Annotated in this window: 14 protein-coding genes; 8 read left to right on the top strand and 6 right to left on the bottom strand. The window is 64.7% G+C overall.

Annotated features, from left to right (window positions below; genetic code table 11):
• Positions 1-142: 142 nt before the first annotated feature.
• Positions 143-2,104: an acyltransferase family protein gene (locus FJ428_RS05570; protein ID WP_140879052.1), complete on the bottom strand. Its 1,962-nt coding sequence runs from the start codon at positions 2,102-2,104 to the stop codon at positions 143-145.
• A gap of 263 nt (positions 2,105-2,367) precedes the next feature.
• Between FJ428_RS05570 and FJ428_RS05565 the strand changes: the two genes are divergently transcribed.
• The 6 genes from FJ428_RS05565 (at position 2,368) to ugpC (ending at position 8,254) form a co-directional block, all read left to right on the top strand.
• Positions 2,368-3,252, top strand: coding sequence for a dihydrodipicolinate synthase family protein (locus tag FJ428_RS05565; RefSeq protein ID WP_140516179.1), 885 nt, complete (start codon positions 2,368-2,370; stop codon positions 3,250-3,252).
• 19 nt (positions 3,253-3,271) lie between these two features.
• Entirely contained in the window at positions 3,272-3,931 is a 660-nt protein-coding gene (locus FJ428_RS05560; protein WP_140499104.1) for a GntR family transcriptional regulator, read from the top strand.
• A 63-nt stretch (positions 3,932-3,994) separates the two neighbouring features.
• Positions 3,995-5,332 carry a sugar ABC transporter substrate-binding protein gene (locus FJ428_RS05555; RefSeq protein ID WP_140516177.1) on the top strand — a complete coding sequence of 446 codons (1,338 nt, stop codon included), beginning with the start codon at positions 3,995-3,997 and terminating at the stop codon, positions 5,330-5,332.
• A complete protein-coding gene (locus tag FJ428_RS05550; protein WP_224519032.1) occupies positions 5,332-6,333 on the top strand; it encodes a sugar ABC transporter permease in 1,002 nt (333 codons plus the stop codon). Before FJ428_RS05555 ends, FJ428_RS05550 begins: the two co-directional genes overlap by 1 nt.
• The gene (locus tag FJ428_RS05545) at positions 6,334-7,155 is read left to right on the top strand and encodes a carbohydrate ABC transporter permease (protein ID WP_140499101.1); all 822 of its coding nucleotides are present in this window, start codon (positions 6,334-6,336) and stop codon (positions 7,153-7,155) included. It abuts the gene before it with no gap.
• A 34-nt stretch (positions 7,156-7,189) separates the two neighbouring features.
• Positions 7,190-8,254, top strand: coding sequence for a sn-glycerol-3-phosphate ABC transporter ATP-binding protein UgpC (ugpC, locus tag FJ428_RS05540; protein ID WP_140499099.1), 1,065 nt, complete (start codon positions 7,190-7,192; stop codon positions 8,252-8,254).
• Between the two features lie 65 nt (positions 8,255-8,319).
• Here the strand turns inward: ugpC and FJ428_RS05535 are convergent, their stop codons facing one another.
• Together FJ428_RS05535 and FJ428_RS05530 are read right to left on the bottom strand one after the other, a co-directional pair.
• Entirely contained in the window at positions 8,320-8,625 is a 306-nt protein-coding gene (locus FJ428_RS05535) for a hypothetical protein (RefSeq protein ID WP_140499097.1), read from the bottom strand.
• Between the two features lie 220 nt (positions 8,626-8,845).
• Complete coding sequence (locus FJ428_RS05530; RefSeq protein ID WP_140499095.1) at positions 8,846-9,415, bottom strand: TetR/AcrR family transcriptional regulator; 570 nt, start codon at positions 9,413-9,415, stop codon at positions 8,846-8,848.
• Between the two features lie 104 nt (positions 9,416-9,519).
• Between FJ428_RS05530 and FJ428_RS05525 the strand changes: the two genes are divergently transcribed.
• Both FJ428_RS05525 and FJ428_RS05520 read left to right on the top strand, forming a co-directional pair.
• Entirely contained in the window at positions 9,520-10,335 is an 816-nt protein-coding gene (locus FJ428_RS05525; protein ID WP_140516171.1) for an oxidoreductase, read from the top strand.
• Between the two features lie 96 nt (positions 10,336-10,431).
• Positions 10,432-11,433, top strand: a complete 1,002-nt coding sequence (locus tag FJ428_RS05520; RefSeq protein WP_140879256.1) for an NADP-dependent oxidoreductase — start codon at positions 10,432-10,434, stop codon at positions 11,431-11,433.
• A gap of 57 nt (positions 11,434-11,490) precedes the next feature.
• On the opposite strand, the gene FJ428_RS05515 is transcribed toward FJ428_RS05520, so the two are convergent.
• From FJ428_RS05515 to FJ428_RS05505, 3 genes are all read right to left on the bottom strand, one after another.
• The gene (locus FJ428_RS05515; protein ID WP_140499090.1) at positions 11,491-12,147 is read right to left on the bottom strand and encodes a GntR family transcriptional regulator; all 657 of its coding nucleotides are present in this window, start codon (positions 12,145-12,147) and stop codon (positions 11,491-11,493) included.
• 231 nt (positions 12,148-12,378) lie between these two features.
• Positions 12,379-13,410 (bottom strand): hydroxyacid dehydrogenase, encoded by a 1,032-nt coding sequence (locus tag FJ428_RS05510; protein WP_140516167.1) that lies wholly within the window; start codon positions 13,408-13,410, stop codon positions 12,379-12,381.
• 320 nt (positions 13,411-13,730) lie between these two features.
• Positions 13,731-15,236 carry a formyl transferase gene (locus tag FJ428_RS05505; RefSeq protein ID WP_140879051.1) on the bottom strand — a complete coding sequence of 502 codons (1,506 nt, stop codon included), beginning with the start codon at positions 15,234-15,236 and terminating at the stop codon, positions 13,731-13,733.
• Between the last annotated feature and the right edge of the window lie 61 nt (positions 15,237-15,297).

The raw sequence follows: 15,297 nt of genomic DNA, 5'->3' as shown, positions 1-15,297 counted from the left end.
TCCTCTTTAAGGCTCATCTAATAAACGCTGCCCTCGCGGCCCTGTTCCCATAAAGCCGGTAAACCAATGTTTCGTGCCCGCGCGCGCTGTGAGGGGGCGGCGCCTTGGCAGCGCGCCTTTGAAGAAGGGACGCTAACCCCTTCTAAAACAGCGCTTTCTCCAGCGGCTTCTCCAGCGTCTCGGCGAAAGCGGTCGCCAGATGGTGGCGGTCGCGGAAGGCGATCTTGCCGCCGATGAAGACATGGCAGGTGGTCTGGTTGCAGAACTGGTCGGTCATATCGACATAGCGGGCGTTCGGAATGCTGCGCACGACGTCGCGCTCCACCGCGGCCATGGCGTCGTTGGCGGCATAGGCGCGCGTCTGATCACAGAGCGAGGGCGTGTCGCCGCGCCACAGCGCACGCGCCACGCAGGTGTCGACCTGCTCGTCGTTGAAGGGCACGTCGCGAATGAAGGCGACTTTCAGCCCGGCCTTGCTGAACGTCTCCAGTGTTGAACGCAGGCCAGTCTTCCACTCCGCGTCCTGACTGTCGGGCTCATCCTTGCCGGCGGCCATCTTGCGCGAACTGGTCAGGGCTATTTCCGAGATCACCACCAGGGCCGGCCTCAGCGCCAGGATCTCCTTGATCGACTGCTCGCGCCACTGGTCGCATTCGGCGTAGTCGCGCTTCAGCTTGCTCGACCATGTCGACAGCCGGGACGCCCGGCACGAGGATTTGAGCCAGGTAACCACCCGGTAATCGCGCTTTTCGGCCGCCTCGATCAGCGGCGTCGACCAGTGGTCGGCATGTGAATCGCCAAACAGCGCGATCGTGCCTTTCGCATCCTTGGCGCCAAACACGCAGGGCTTCGGGGTGACGGTCTCGTAGTCGAGCACGCAGCCGCCCCTGGCACGCGCGGTGGATGGACGCGCCGCACTTTGGGCGATGACGCGCTGCTCCGGATCGAGTTCGTGAACGGCAAACTTGGCATTGGCGTAGGCCGCGACCACGCCGGCGCCGGTCAGCAGCGCCGCGGGCACGAGCGCGCGGGCGGCGCTTGCCATCAGCCAGCCGTTGCGGCGCACGGGGTTTTCGATGACGTGATAGGTGAAGATGGAGAGCATCAGCGTCAGTGCCAGGCAGGCAAACCTGTCCAGCACGGAAAGCTCCGCGGTGACCATTCCCGCATAGACGATGACCGGCCAGTGCCAGAGATAGAGCGAATAGGAGAGCCTGCCGATCCATTGCATGGGCTGCAGCGACAGGACAGCCGTGGGGCCGCCGGCCAGCTTGCCACCCGTTTGGCGCTCGCCTGCCCCGCCGACCAGCAGCAGCACCGTGCCGACGACCGGCAGCAGCGCCAGCAGGCCGGGGAAGGGCAGCGCCTCGTCCAGCAGCAGATAGGCGGGCACGATCAGCGCCAGGCCGAGCCAGCCTTGCGCGGCGCGCAGCCGCGGGTGGTGCTGGAGGAAATTTGCCGGCACCGTCGTGGCAAGCCCGCCGGCGGCGAACTCCCAGGCCCTCAGCGGCGAGAAATAGAAAGCCCAGGGCGGCGAAACGCTGGTCAGCCAGGCGCAGGCCACGAACGACACCAGGCCGGTGACGCCGATGACCACGATCGCCGCGCGCCGTCCCGGCCGCAGCCATGCGGCGAGAACAAGCAGCGCCGGCCATGCGAGGTAGAACTGCTCCTCCACCGACAGCGACCAGAAATGGATGAACGGGTTGTTGGCGGCATCGGAGGCGAAATAGTCGAACGACCAGCGGATCAGCCACAGATTGATCATATAGGCCGAGGCAAACATCGCGCCCTTCGAATAGAGCGCCTGTTCCTCCGGCGACAGGATGAAGGCGCCGGCCAGCAGCGTGGCGAGGATGACGAACAGCGAGGCCGGCAGCAACCGCCGGGCGCGGCGGGCATAGAAGCGCCACAGGTTCAGCCGGCCGCTCTCGCCGATCTCCTGCAAAAGGTGTCTTGTGATGAGATAACCGGAGATAACGAAGAAGATGTCGACCCCGGCAAAGCCGCCGGGCAGGGCGGCGAGGCCGAAATGATAGGCGACGACGCCTGCTACCGCCAGTGCGCGCATTCCCTCGATATCGGGTCGGAACGATGCTGCCACGACAAATCCTTCGTGCAAGCCCAACCCGCGACCATTGTTAGTCGGGGCGGATCGTATCGCAATGCAACAAATCTTTCGCAACGCAACATGGCAGGAAAAAGGACAGCGGCAGAAACGGAGATGACGGTGACGCGAGGCATGGATGACGCCTGCCGCCGGACGCCTCACATCTTATGTTTCCGGTAAATGGTGCCCGCCCTATTTACGACTAACATGTTAGCGTGATAGCACTACCTGCGAACTGCTCTTTTGGAGGCTCGCTGGTGACATCGCGTTTTGGTCTTTCGGTTGCTCTGGCCACGCCTTTCGATGCGTCGGGGCAAATCCTCATTCCACCCATGGTGACGTGGGCCCGAAGCTGCCTGGCGCAGGGCTGCACCAGTGTGACGCTTTTCGGCACCACCGGGGAGGGCGCTTCGGTCGGCACCGAGGAGCGGCGGGCTGTCACCGAGGCGATGCTGGCGGCCGGCATCGCGCCGCATCAGCTTGTCGCAGGCGTGCTGGTCGATGCGGCCGAGGATGCAGCCGAGCAGGCTCGGCATGCCTTGCAGCGCGGCGCCCGCAACATCCTCCTTGCCCCTCCCAGCTATTTCAAGAATATCGGCGACGATGGCCTTTTCGGCTGGTTTTCCGCTGTCTTTGCCGCTCTCGGTCCGCTGGCCCGCGGCGTGCTGCTCTACAACATTCCCTCGGTCACCACGGTGCAGCTTTCGCTGGGGCTGATCGGCCGGCTGCGCCAGGCGTTTCCGGACGTGGTCGCCGGCGTCAAGGATTCCGGCGGCGACTGGACCTATAGCGAGGCGCTGCTCGGCGCCCATGGCGATCTGGTGATCCTGATCGGTGACGAGCGGCATCTGGCGCGGGCGGTCAGGATCGGTGGCCAGGGCGCGATTTCGGGCATGGCCAATTTCGCCGCCGGCGAGGTCCTCGCCATGGCGCAGATGGGGCAGGACGATGCGCGGGTCGAGCGTTTCGTGCTCGAGCTGCTCAAGCACCCGGTCATTCCGGCGGTCAAGGTGATGGTGGCGCGCAAAACCGGCGACGAGCGCTGGCTGGCGGTGCGGCCGCCGCTCGAGCCGATCGCGGCGCCGGGGCGCCAGCAGCTTGGCGCTGCCTACGACACTCTTTTCGCGGCCGCGGCGGCCTGACGGGAAGGGAAGCGCTGAAATGGCCAATGGCGGCGACCAGACAAATCTGCGGGAGCAGGCCTATGCCAGCTTCACGCGGCATTTGCTGGCACGCGACCTCAAGCCGGGCCAGTTCGTGTCGCAGCGCGAACTCGTCGCCTTCACCGGCCTGCCGCTTGGCGCCATCCGCGAGATCGTGCCGCGCCTGGAAGCCGAGGGGCTGCTGACGACGATCCCGCAGCGCGGCATGCAGATTGCGCATATCGACATCAGCCTGATCCGCGAGGCCTTCCAGTTCCGCCTGTTCATGGAGCGCGAGGCGGTGGCGCTGTTCACCGTCAGCGCCTCCGACGACGAACTCGCGCGCTTGCGCCGCGAGCATGAGGACATGCTTGCGCAGGCGCTGGCGCAGACCCCGACGCCGGAGATGGAGGCCAGGGCTCAGACCATCGACTGGGCCATGCACGATACTTTCATCGATGCGCTCGGCAACGAGATCATTGCCAAGGCCTATCTGGTCAATTCGGTGAAGATCCGCCTGATCCACCAGGAACGGTTCCGCATCGACGGGCGCGTGGTGCCGGTGATGCGCGAGCATCTGAGCGTGATCGAAGCCCTCGAAAGCCGCAATCCACAAAAGGCGGTAGAGGCGATCAGCCAGCATATCGACAATGCGCGCCGGCTGGCGCTCCATATCTGAGGAAGCAGGCCGCGCCGTGCCTGTCGCGGCGCAATCGACAACGACAGCAACCGGGAGGAAGAAATGCCGTCCAATCCATTCAACCCAACCAGAAGGCAGCTCCTTGCGGGCGCCGCCATGCTCGCCGGCGCCGGCCTTGCCGGTATCCGCCCGAGCCTTGCCGCCGGCGTCGACTGGAAGCGCTTCGCGGGCACGACGCTCGACGTCAATCTGGTGAAAAGCCCGCGCAGCGACACGCTGATCAAATATCTCGCCGAGTTCGAGGATCTGACGGGCATCAAGGTCAATGCCGAGGCGACGCCCGAGCAGCAGCAGCGCCAGAAGACGGTGATCGAGCTCAGCTCCGGCAAACCCAGCTTCGACGTCGTGCATCTGAGCTACCATGTGCAGAAGCGGCAGTTCGAGAAGGGCGGCTGGCTGGCCGACATATCGGGCTACCTTGCCGACCCGACGCTGACCGATCCGAGCCTGGTCGAAAAGGACTTTGCCGATGCCGGCATGCTGTTCGCCAAGGACGGCCAGGGCGTGCTGCGCTCGCTGCCGTTCTCGGTCGACTACTGGATAATCTACTGGAACAAGGAGCTGTTCGAGGCCAAGGGCCTCAAATACCCCGAAACCTTCGATCAGCTCGTTTCAGCCGCGGAGGCTCTGACCGACCCGTCGACCAACACCTACGGTTTCGTCGCGCGCGGCCTCAAGAACGCCAACACGCCGGTCTGGACCTCGCTGATGCTCGGCTACGACATGACGCCGCTCGACGACAAGGGCAAGCTGCGCACCACCGCGCCCGAGGCGGTGGAGGCGGCCGCCCTCTACCAGCGGCTGATGACCAAATCCGCGCCGCCCGGCGTCACCGGATTCAACTGGGCCGAAGCGCAATCCGCCTTCCTGCAAGGCAAGATCGGCATGTGGTTCGACGGCGTCGGTTTCGCGCCGCCGATGGAAAATCCGGAGAAGTCGAGGGTGGTCGGCAAGGTCGGCTACGGCGTCATGCCCAAGGGCCCCAAGGCGCATGCCTCGGGTACGTTCGGCGACGGGCTCGGCGTGACAACGGCCAGCGAGAAGAAGGAAGCCGCCTATCTCTTCTGCCAATGGGCGGTGTCGGCCGGCATGGGCGCGCGGCTGCTGCAGGCAGGTGCCGGCGTGCCGTTCCGCAAATCGGTGCTGGAAGACCCCAAGGTGCGCGAAGGCGTGACCATGCCGGCGAGTTGGCTCGATGCCGTGGTCGGCTCCGGCAATGTCAGCCGGCTGGCGCTGCCGGTCATCATCCCGGTCACCGAATTCCGCGACATCTACGGCGTGGCGCTCAGCAACCTGCTCGCCGGGGCCGACCCGGCGGAGGAACTAAAGAAGGCGACGGAACAGTTCCAGCCGGTCCTCGACAGGAGCGAGCAAGGCTGATGTCCGCAACTGCCCCAGAGCGCGCCGAGGCGACGACGAGTCGCGCCGGGGCGACGACGGATCGCGCCGGGGCGACGACCGATCGTACCGGGGTGACGAAACAGGCAAGCGAGGGGGGCCGGCCCGTCAAGCTGGCTCCCAGCTACTGGCCCTTCGTCGTCCCCGCGCTGGTCGTCGTCGGCGCCGTCATCGTCTTTCCCTGGGCCTTCACGCTGTGGATGAGCGTCAACCGCTGGACGCTTGGCCAGTCGCGAAGCTTCGCGGGGATGGAGAACTATCTGCGACTGGTCGGCGATGGGCGGTTCTGGGAATCGCTCGCGCACACTTTGTCCTACACTTTCCTTTCGGTGGCCGCGCCGATGCTGCTCGGCACGGTCGCGGCGCTGATCTTCGATGCCCGGTTCCCGCTGCGCGGCGTGCTGCGCGGTATTTTCGTGATGCCGATGATGGCCACGCCCGTCGCCGTGGCGCTGGTCTGGACGATGATGTTCCATCCGCAACTCGGCGTGCTCAACTACCTTCTGTCGCTGGTCGGCATTCCGGCGCAGGAATGGATATTCAACGCCAGGACGGTCATCCCCTCGCTGGTCGCTGTCGAGACCTGGCAGTGGACGCCGCTGGTGATGCTGATCGTGCTGGGCGGGCTGGCCTCGGTGCCGCGCGAACCCTTCGAGAGCGCCGAGATCGACGGCGCCAATGCTTGGCAGCAGTTCCGGTACCTGACCTTGCCGATGATCGCGCCGTTCCTGATGATCGCGGTGATCATCCGCACGATCGACGCGCTGAAGAGCTTCGACATCATCTATGCGATGACCCAGGGTGGACCGGGCACGGCCTCCGAGACCATCAACATCTATCTCTACAACATCGCCTTCTCCTATTACGACGTCGGCTACGGCTCCGCCATGGCGGTGGTGTTCTTCGTTCTTATCGTAGCGCTGTCCTTCGTCCTGCTGATGCTGCGCCAGCGCAGCCGCTGGACCGACGCGGAGGGCAAATAGATGCGTTCGCGACTGCTCAACCGGATCGGCCTGTTCTTCGCCGCCCTGGTCTTCGTCTCGCCGGCGATCCTGTTCTTCCTCTGGATGATCTCGCTGTCCCTGAAATTCGAGATCGACAACGGCGCCTCGCCGCCGGTCTTCATCCCCGAGCACGTGGCCTGGTCGAACTATGCCAAGGTGTTCGAGGAGAACAATTTCCTGCTCTACTTCTGGAACTCGGTGCTGGTGACCGGCACGGCGACGCTCTTGGCGCTGCTGATCGGCGTGCCTGCCGGCTACGGCATAGCGCGGCTCAAGGCCGAACGGTCGGCGGTCGTCATCATGATCGCGCGCATGACGCCGGGGCTGTCCTATCTCATCCCGCTGTTCCTGCTGTTCCAGTGGGCGGGCATATTGGGCACGCTGTGGCCGCAGATCATCATCCATCTCGTGGTCACGGTGCCGATCGTGGTCTGGGTGATGATCGGCTATTTCGAAACCACGCCGATGGAGCTGGAGGAGGCCGCCAGCATGGACGGCGCCTCCTCATGGCAGGTGTTCCGGCTGGTCGCGTTGCCCATCGCCCGGCCAGGCATCGTGGTGGCCTTCATCCTGTCCATCATCTTCTCCTGGAACAATTTCGTCTTTGGCGTGGTGCTGGCCAGCCGCGAGACGCGGACCTTGCCGGTCGCGGTCTACAACATGCTCTCCTACGAGCAGGTGAGCTGGGGGCCGTTGGCCGCCGCCGCACTGGTGGTGACGCTGCCGGTGCTGGTGCTGACCATGTTCGCGCAAAGGCAGATCGTCGCCGGGCTGACCGCCGGCGCGGTCAAGGGCGGCTGAAGCCGACGACACTCTTTCCAGGTGAGGACATGAAATGGCAGCGGTGACCATCAACAATGTGCAGAAGGCATTCGGAGCGACCAGGATCATTCACGACGTCAGCGTCGACATCGCCGATGGCGAGTTCGTGATCCTGGTCGGACCTTCGGGCTGCGGAAAGTCGACGCTGCTGCGCATGATCGCGGGGCTGGAGACGATCTCGGCCGGCAGGATCGCCATCGGCGAGCGGGTCGTCAACGATCTCAGGGCGCGAGACCGCAACATCGCCATGGTGTTCCAGAACTACGCGCTCTACCCGCATATGACGGTGGCCGACAATATGGGTTTCGCGCTCAAGATCAAGAAAGCCGATCCGGCCGATACCGCCGGCCGCGTCAACAGGGCGGCGAGTATCCTCGGCCTGGAAAAGCTGCTCGACCGCTTCCCGCGCCAGCTTTCGGGCGGCCAGCGCCAGCGTGTCGCCATGGGGCGCGCCATCGTGCGCGACCCGCAAGTCTTCCTGTTCGACGAACCGCTCTCCAACCTGGACGCCAAGCTGCGCGTGCAGATGCGAGGCGAGATCAAGGCGCTGCACCAGCGGCTGGGCACCACCACCATCTATGTCACGCATGACCAGATCGAGGCCATGACCATGGCCGACAAGATCGTGGTGCTGCATGACGGCCTGGTCGAGCAGGTCGGCGCGCCGCTCGACCTCTACGACCAGCCGGCCAATCTCTTCGTCGCCGGCTTCATCGGTTCGCCCGCCATGAATTTCATTCGCGGCCGCATCGAGGAAGGCGTCTTCCGCAGCGCAGGCGGGCTGACCTTGCCGCTGCCGGCGCCGCTTCATCCGGCACAGGTCCCGGGCGGAGAGCTGGTCTACGGCATCCGCCCCGAACACATCCGCGCCAGCAGCCAAGGCATACCTGGCAGCGTCACGCTGCTGGAAGCCACCGGCTCGGAGATCTTCGCCAAGGTCGACTGCGGCGGCGAGGAGATAGACTGCCTTTTCCGCGAGCGGCTGGCGCTCAAGCAGGGCCAGCCGGTGCGCATCGAGGTCGACCGCGCCTGCGCGCATCTGTTCGACGCCGAAACCGGCCGGCGCGTCGGCGCATGACAACAGCCCCGCGGGACGGGGCTGTCTTCAGGGTGCGGGCTACAAAAGCCTGCTTCTAGGCCGGTCTATTTGCTGCCGCCATTCGCCTTGACGCTGCTGCAGAATTCTGGATGGCTGTTGGCGGCGTTGGCGTCCTTGGCCTCGTCGTCGCAGGCCGTCATCATCATCTTCTGGTCTTCCGGAGTGAGCGCTTTCCACGCCTTCGTGAACTCGTCGCTGCTGCGCATCTTCTTCATGCTGGAGTCGGTGTAGAAGGGCTGCATCTTGGCCGGGTCGTCGAGTGCCGACGTGCCCTTGTTCGCGGCGGCGAGGGCCGAGCCCGCGAGCATCGAAAGCGTCATCGCGCCGACGCAGATCATCTTGATGTTCATGATAGGATCCTTCCCTGTTGCTCTTCGACCGTCGAAGCAACGATCTTCAAAGAAACGGAAGGTTTGGAGGAAAGTTCCGGTTCGCCATGTCAGCTGAGGCCCGGTCTGAACAAATATATTGTTCAACGGCGGCGAAACTTTCCGCTTTTTTCTTCGTTTGGCTGCATCGTTAGATTTGCAGCGGGGGCACATCGCACGGGATAGCGCCTTCCTCTTCTCCCTAGCGCGGCTGGACCAGAGTCCGCGCCGCCTCCGCTCCCGCCGTCAGCATGCGATCGGACAATTCAGTTCCCTCCACCGCGCGGGACAGTTGAAGGGCGCCGATGAGCGCCGCGAAAACGCCCAATGCAACGCCCTCCGGATCAGGGATTCCAGGCGGCAACTGCGCCGATAGCTGGCGCACCAGAGTCATCAATCGTTCGGTGTAGAGCGCGCGGGTCTCGGATGGCTGACGCGCGATTTCGGGCAACAGCGCCGCCGAAGCACAGCCGGTCTCCGGATGATCCCGGTGCTCGGGCGACAGATACATCCCCAGGGCCAACTCCAGCCCTCCCGAGGCCAACGCCCCCTGCAATTGCTGCGACTGAGCCTCCAGTGCCGCGACCATGCTCTCGCGGACGAGTTCGGCCTTGGATTGAAAGTGTGGATAGAAGGCGCCGTTCGTCATGCCGGCGTCGCTCATGATGCTTGCCAGCCCGGACGCGGCGATGCCGTCACTGCGAAACCGTTCGGCGGCGACCTCCATGATCCGGCTGCGTGATGCGTCCTTCCGGCCTTTTTCGTAGCGCATGGCGCTCCTTCCGCTTCCCTATTGCATTACACCCGTAATGTGATATTACGATCATAATTCAATCATCGCCGAGAGGCAAGACCTCTCGAGTTCGGAGTCACCAGATGAACCGGAATTCAGGAAAGACGGCGATCGTGACCGGCGCCTCCTCCGGCATCGGCCGCGCCAGCGCGGAGGCTTTGGCGCGGGCGGGTTTCACCGTCTTCGGCACCAGCCGCAAAATATCAGGCCAGGGCTCGGACGGGATATCGATGCTGGTTTGTGACGTGACCGATGACGCGTCGGTCGCAGCTCTGGTTTCAGATGTCCTCGCCAGGACCGGCCGGATAGACCTTCTGGTCAACAATGCCGGCGTCGGGCTGCTGGGAGGCGCGGAGGAATCCTCGGTTTCCCAGTCCAAGGCCCTGTTCGATGTCAATCTGTTCGGCGTCATGCGGATGATCAACGCGGTGCTGCCGTCGATGCGGCGGCGCGGCGAGGGGCGCATCGTCAACATCGGCTCGATCCTGGGATTGGTTCCCGCGCCGTATTCGGCCCACTATTCCGCCGTAAAGCACGCGCTCGAAGGCTATTCGGAATCGCTCGACCACGAGGTTCGCGCTTTCAACATCCGGGTTTCGGTCATCGAACCTGCCTTCGTGCGCACCGTGTTCGACCAGAACGGGCTCGAGCCCGATTCCGTCATGAAGGAATACGATCAGGCCCGCGCCGGTATCGACGCATTGCTTCGCGACGTGATGCCGAAAGCAGACCCTCCGGAAGCGGTGGCGAATGTGGTACTCAGGGCCGCCACCGAGAAGCGTCAGCGCCGACGCTACACCGCCGGCAAGACAGCCCGGCTGGTCAGCACGCTGCGGCGGTTCGCGCCCGCCGCGACGTTCGACAAGACCTTGCGCAAGCAGTTCCGCCTGCCTGCCTGAACGGAGCGTACCAAGTCGGTGCCCGCACAAGCAGTTTCGCTGCCCCGAAAGCCCAGCCTGTCCGATATCGGGATTCATTTCAAGAAAGCGAATATGATGAAAGCCTTTGTCGTCGACAAATATCAGAAGAAGGGCGCCCTGCGGCTTGCAGAGATGCCTGAGCCGGAACCGCGCGACAACGATGTCCTGATCGAGGTCCACGCCGCTGGCGTAAACCTTCTCGATTCCAAACTCCGGGACGGGAAGTTCAAACTCATATTGCCTTACCGCCCGCCATTCATCCTTGGCCATGACGTGGCCGGCATCGTCATTCGCGTCGGGTCGAAAGTACGCAAATTCAAGACCGGCGACGAAGTCTATGCGCGGGCGCGCGACGGACGGATCGGGACATTCGCCGAATTCATCGCCGTCGAAGAAGCCGACGTGGCCTTGAAGCCCGACAGTCTCAGCATGGAGGAGGCGGCCTCCATTCCGCTGGTCGGCCTGACCGCCTGGCAGGTGCTCGTCGACAGGGCAGGGCTGAAGAAAGGGCAGAAGGTGTTCATCCAGGCCGGCTCCGGCGGCGTGGGGACATTCGCCATCCAACTGGCAAAACATCTCGGCGCCACGGTTGCGACGACGGCCAGCGTCGCGAGCGCCGATCTGGTGAGACGTCTCGGAGCCGATGTCGTCATCGACTACAAGAAGGAGGACTTCGAGAAGGTCCTGCATGGCTACGACGTCGTCCTGAACAGCCAGGACGCCAAGACGCTCGAGAAATCCCTGCATGTGCTGAAGCCGGGCGGAAAGCTCATCTCCATCTCCGGTCCACCGGATCCCGAATTTGCCAGGGACAAAGGCCTCAACATTGTCCTGAAACTGGTCCTGCGCCTGCTGAGCCGCGGCATACGCGGCAGGGCCAGACGCGCCGGGGTCGGATATTCGTTCCTGTTCATGTGGGCGCAGGGCGATCAGCTGAACAGGATCACGTCACTTATCCGATCCGGCGTCATACACCCTGTCATGGATCAGGTATTCCCATTCGAAAAGACCAACGAGGCGCTGGCCTATGTCGAGACGGGGCGCGCCAAGGGCAAGGTGGTCGTGAAGGTGAGATAGAAGGCGCCGGCGCCGCTCGGCCTGTTATCAGTCTTGCGCCTTTTAGCCAGGGCGGTCTCAGCCGCTCTCGATCTCCTGGAGATAGAACGCCTTGCTGGGCTGCAAATGGTCGACGCAGAGCTGCGCCAGCACCCAATTGTCCCGGCGCTTCAGCGCCTCGATCATCATCGCGTGGTGCTGGCGCGAGATGTCGAGCTTTTCCCTGTCGGCCAGCGAGTTAGCCCGCACCGGCAGGCTGAGGCGCATGTAATGCTCGATCGAGGCCACCAGATAGGCATTGCCGCAGGCCGAGAACATGGTGAGATGGAAACGATCATTGGCCTCGTGGATGCCGCGCAGGTAGCCGCTCTCGACATGGTCGTTATAGATGCGGAGGATCTGCGTCAGCTCTTCGATCAGCGCATCGCTCGCCGGCAGGCGGATCATCAGCGCCGCCTGGCGCTGCAGCATCTCGCGCACCTCGTAGATCTGCCGTACCTCGTCGGGCGACAGCCGCCGCACCATGGCGCCCTTGTTGCGCTCGCGCGTGACGACGCCTAGCCTTTCGAGCTGATAGAGCGCCTGTCGAATGGTATGGCGCGACACCGGGAAGCGGGCGAGCAGCACGTCCTCGACTAGGCGCGCGCCGGGCGCCAGCCTGCCGAAGATGATGTCTTCCTCCAGCGCGTGGACGATATCGGCTTCCTTGCCGCCATAATCGATCGTGTTGAGCATCGCGCTCCGTCGCGTTTTCGACAGCCTCATGGCAAGGGCCGCTCTTGCCGCCTTGCCATGGCGAAAAAAGAGAACCGGACCGCTTGGCCGGCCGGACCGATTGGCCTTGAGCCCGCCAGCTGCGCCATTACCGCCGACGGTCCCTGCCGCTTGCCGAGCCCCAGATGGGCCGGGCGAGGGTCGTCGCTGGCCATGCTTTTGTCAAGCGACGCGAGGGACGTCGCCGCCCTGTCAGTTCCTGTCCACCGGCTTTGAGCGCATGCGCGAGACCGTTTCGCGCTCGGCGCGCTTGGAGCGCAGCGGCGGCAGGCCGCGGTCGATCAGGTCCATGTCCTCCAGCACCATGTCGCCCATGCGCTTGAAGGCGATGTCGAGCGCGCCGGCGCGGTGGGCCGAGCGCAGGAAGCCAGGCAAGGCGCGCACCGGGTGGTCCCGCGCCAGCGGCTCCTCGGGGAAGACGTCGCTGGCGGCGAGGATGTGGCCGCCCTTCACCGCCGCCATCAAAGCGGGGAAGTCGACCACGCCGGCGCGACTGAGCAGGATGAAGGCCGCGCCTTTGCGCATCCTGGCAAAGGCGTCGGCGCCGAGGAAGCCCTGGTTCTCGCTGGTCACCGAGGCGACGACGAAGACGAAGTCGCTGGCGGATAGCACCTCGTCCATCGAGGCCGGCTCGACGCCATTGTCGATCAGGATCGACGGCGGCAGCCAGGGATCGAAGACTTTTGTCCTGGTGCGGAAACCCGACAGCAGCCGGTTCAGCGCGCGGCCGAGATCGCCGAAGCCGATGATGCCGACATCGGCGCCTGACAACAGCCGCGCCGTCCGGTTGCCGTCGCCGCCCCACAATTCCTCGCCCTTGCGGAAGGCAAGGTCGGCATCGACGATGCCGCGGGCGAGGTTGAGCGCCATGGCAAGGCCGAGCTCGGCCACCGGCTCGGCGAAGACCAGGCCCGTTGTGACGACATGGATGCCGCGCGCGAACAGCGTTTCATAGGGCATGTTGTCGATGAGGTTGCTCTCGACATTGAAGACGCAGCGTAGCGCCTTCATCTTCTCCAGCGTCTCGGCCGCGATCGGCGGCTGGCCGACGATGTAGCGGGCCTCGGCCAGCACATCGGCCGGCAGTTTCGCCACGCCGTCCGGCGTCGTCTCGACGATGCGATATTTCGCCTTGAAGCGCGCCAGCTGCGGCGGCGTGAAGATGAGGTCGAGCGTGCGCGGTTCGGGCGCGCTGATGACCAGCGGCAGGGCGCTGTCGGACATGGCGAATTCCTCCCGGCGCGATCGTTTTGGCGCCCTTCTGGATGCAATCTATCCCGGATTAAACGACTTACAACATGCATACGGAGGAGGAAAATTTCGCGACAAGAAAGGCGGGATTGCGGCTGGGGCGAGGGGCCGTTCTTGCACAAGGGCCCAAAAAAGGGAAAGGGAATGCGCTTCTGGCGCCGCAACCAACCACCGCTCCATACGTTGATCCATGCCGGACCGATTCCGGCTTACTCCAGAGCCTCACCCCGCCGGCCATGACTGGCGGGGGCTTTTTGCCGGAGGGCCGTATCGACCTTATGCGCAGGCCGTCGTCAGCGCCCGCCGCTCGTTTGCTTCCAGCGCGGCGCGATCGCGGAACCGTCGATGAATTCAAGGCCGCCCGCCTCGTTGAGCGTGTGCAGCTTGCGCCCGCTCCATAACGCGCCAGGCGTCAAGATGGTCTCGACAACCTGGCTCATGCCGTCCAAGTCCAGGTAAACAATGCTTGCGATGCCGAGCGCCGCGCCATAGCTCCTGCGGCAGTCCTGCACGGGGCGCAGCAATTGGCCCTCCCGTTCTACCATGCGGCCCGCCGGTCGCGCCGAGGCGATGTCGATCAGGACGGGGTTTTTGGGGTGCGGCGTCCACGGTCCGCGAAAGTCCGGCGCCGACCACAGATGCAGCGCGTCGGAAAAGGCGCCGCCGCCGTCCCTGACGGTGGCGAACAGCCACCATCGTCCGCCATGCTCGACCAGGGTGGCGTCGCTGGCGACGATGTCTGACAGCAGCGTCGCTTCCTTGACCCAGCCGCCAGGGAAGGCGGTGGCGCGGTAGAGGTCGACCGTGCGGTTGGCGCAGCTCTCCGGCACCATCCAGACTTCGCCGTCGCGCTCGAAGACGAACGGATAGGACAGGTGATAGGGCAGGTCGAGCACCGGTTCCGGGCGGCCGATCGGCCCCGACGGGCCGAACGGCACGGCGGAGATGATGGCCCGGCCCAGACGGTGGATATAGTCCTCGACGAACAGGGTCACCTTGCCCTGATGCAGGATCGGGAACGGGTCGGCATAGAAGCGGCTGCCGTCGTCGGGCAGCACCTGCCAGCCCGTTGCCGGATGCGCGCGCAGGTCGAGCAGGTCCTGCCCCTGTGTTTGCCGCCAGCCGACCTTCCAGTGCGGGGCGTTGTAGCAGAGATGATAAATCTTCTGGACGACGCGCCGCGCCAGCGCCTTGCCGGCCCTGACGCCAAGCTTGGCGGCGGACGGCATGGCGGACGCGGCATTGCCGTGCGCCGGCTCCGGCAGGACGGGGAGAGCGTGCCGCGCCGCGCCGGTCATCGCCGCCAGGATCAGGCTCGCGGTGCGCGCCAGCATATCCTGGAACGAGGCAAGCGCGATGCCGCCATATTCGGTGCCCAGGCGACCTTCGGCGACGATCGTGCCGTTTTCCTCTATACGGGCAATCGGCGTTCGCCCATCGAGGATCAGCGTCAGCAGGGCTGCTTCGCCCGCGGCGCCGTCATAGGTCACGCGCCAGACGCGCGTTCCTTCGCGCTGCACGTCGCCGCAGAGGTCGATCACCAGATCGCACGCTGTCGGCGGCCGCGCTTGATAGGGTGCCAGCGCCGAAAGCGGCAGGCGTTTCGCCAGCCCGTTCGCGGACAGGCCATGGATGGCCGTCTCCAGCTGAAACAGCGCCGCGGCGCTGGGTGGTATGCCGCCCTCGGCCGGCCTGAGATCGACGGAGACCTCGACATGCGCCAGCGCCGCCAGGCGCTCCAGTAGCGTCAAGTGAAAGGCACGCGGGCATTCCCTGTCCAGGCGCAGGCTCACCTGCATGTCGCATCCTCATCGTTGTGATGTTCGATATTGGGCAGTGTTTGGACGCGGGAAACGGCCG

It is taken from the genome of Mesorhizobium sp. B2-8-1 (genome assembly GCF_006440955.1).
In the GTDB taxonomy this organism is placed as follows: Bacteria; Pseudomonadota; Alphaproteobacteria; order Rhizobiales; family Rhizobiaceae; genus Mesorhizobium.
The sequence above is the reverse complement of the archived record's forward strand: the minus strand, read 5'-3'. Positions and strand labels throughout refer to the sequence as shown.

Excerpts from the sequence above, each read along its gene's own strand:
- FJ428_RS05560 (WP_140499104.1), top strand. The coding sequence starts at position 3,272 with ATGGCCAATGGCGGCGACCAGACAAATCTGCGGGAGCAGGCCTATGCC.
- FJ428_RS05555 (WP_140516177.1), top strand. The coding sequence starts at position 3,995 with ATGCCGTCCAATCCATTCAACCCAACCAGAAGGCAGCTCCTTGCGGGC.
- FJ428_RS05550 (WP_224519032.1), top strand. The coding sequence starts at position 5,332 with ATGTCCGCAACTGCCCCAGAGCGCGCCGAGGCGACGACGAGTCGCGCC.
- FJ428_RS05545 (WP_140499101.1), top strand. The coding sequence starts at position 6,334 with ATGCGTTCGCGACTGCTCAACCGGATCGGCCTGTTCTTCGCCGCCCTG.
- ugpC (WP_140499099.1), top strand. The coding sequence starts at position 7,190 with ATGGCAGCGGTGACCATCAACAATGTGCAGAAGGCATTCGGAGCGACC.
- FJ428_RS05535 (WP_140499097.1), bottom strand. The coding sequence starts at position 8,625 with ATGAACATCAAGATGATCTGCGTCGGCGCGATGACGCTTTCGATGCTC.
- FJ428_RS05530 (WP_140499095.1), bottom strand. The coding sequence starts at position 9,415 with ATGCGCTACGAAAAAGGCCGGAAGGACGCATCACGCAGCCGGATCATG.
- FJ428_RS05525 (WP_140516171.1), top strand. The coding sequence starts at position 9,520 with ATGAACCGGAATTCAGGAAAGACGGCGATCGTGACCGGCGCCTCCTCC.
- FJ428_RS05520 (WP_140879256.1), top strand. The coding sequence starts at position 10,432 with ATGAAAGCCTTTGTCGTCGACAAATATCAGAAGAAGGGCGCCCTGCGG.
- FJ428_RS05515 (WP_140499090.1), bottom strand. The coding sequence starts at position 12,147 with ATGCTCAACACGATCGATTATGGCGGCAAGGAAGCCGATATCGTCCAC.
- FJ428_RS05510 (WP_140516167.1), bottom strand. The coding sequence starts at position 13,410 with ATGTCCGACAGCGCCCTGCCGCTGGTCATCAGCGCGCCCGAACCGCGC.
- FJ428_RS05505 (WP_140879051.1), bottom strand. The coding sequence starts at position 15,236 with ATGCAGGTGAGCCTGCGCCTGGACAGGGAATGCCCGCGTGCCTTTCAC.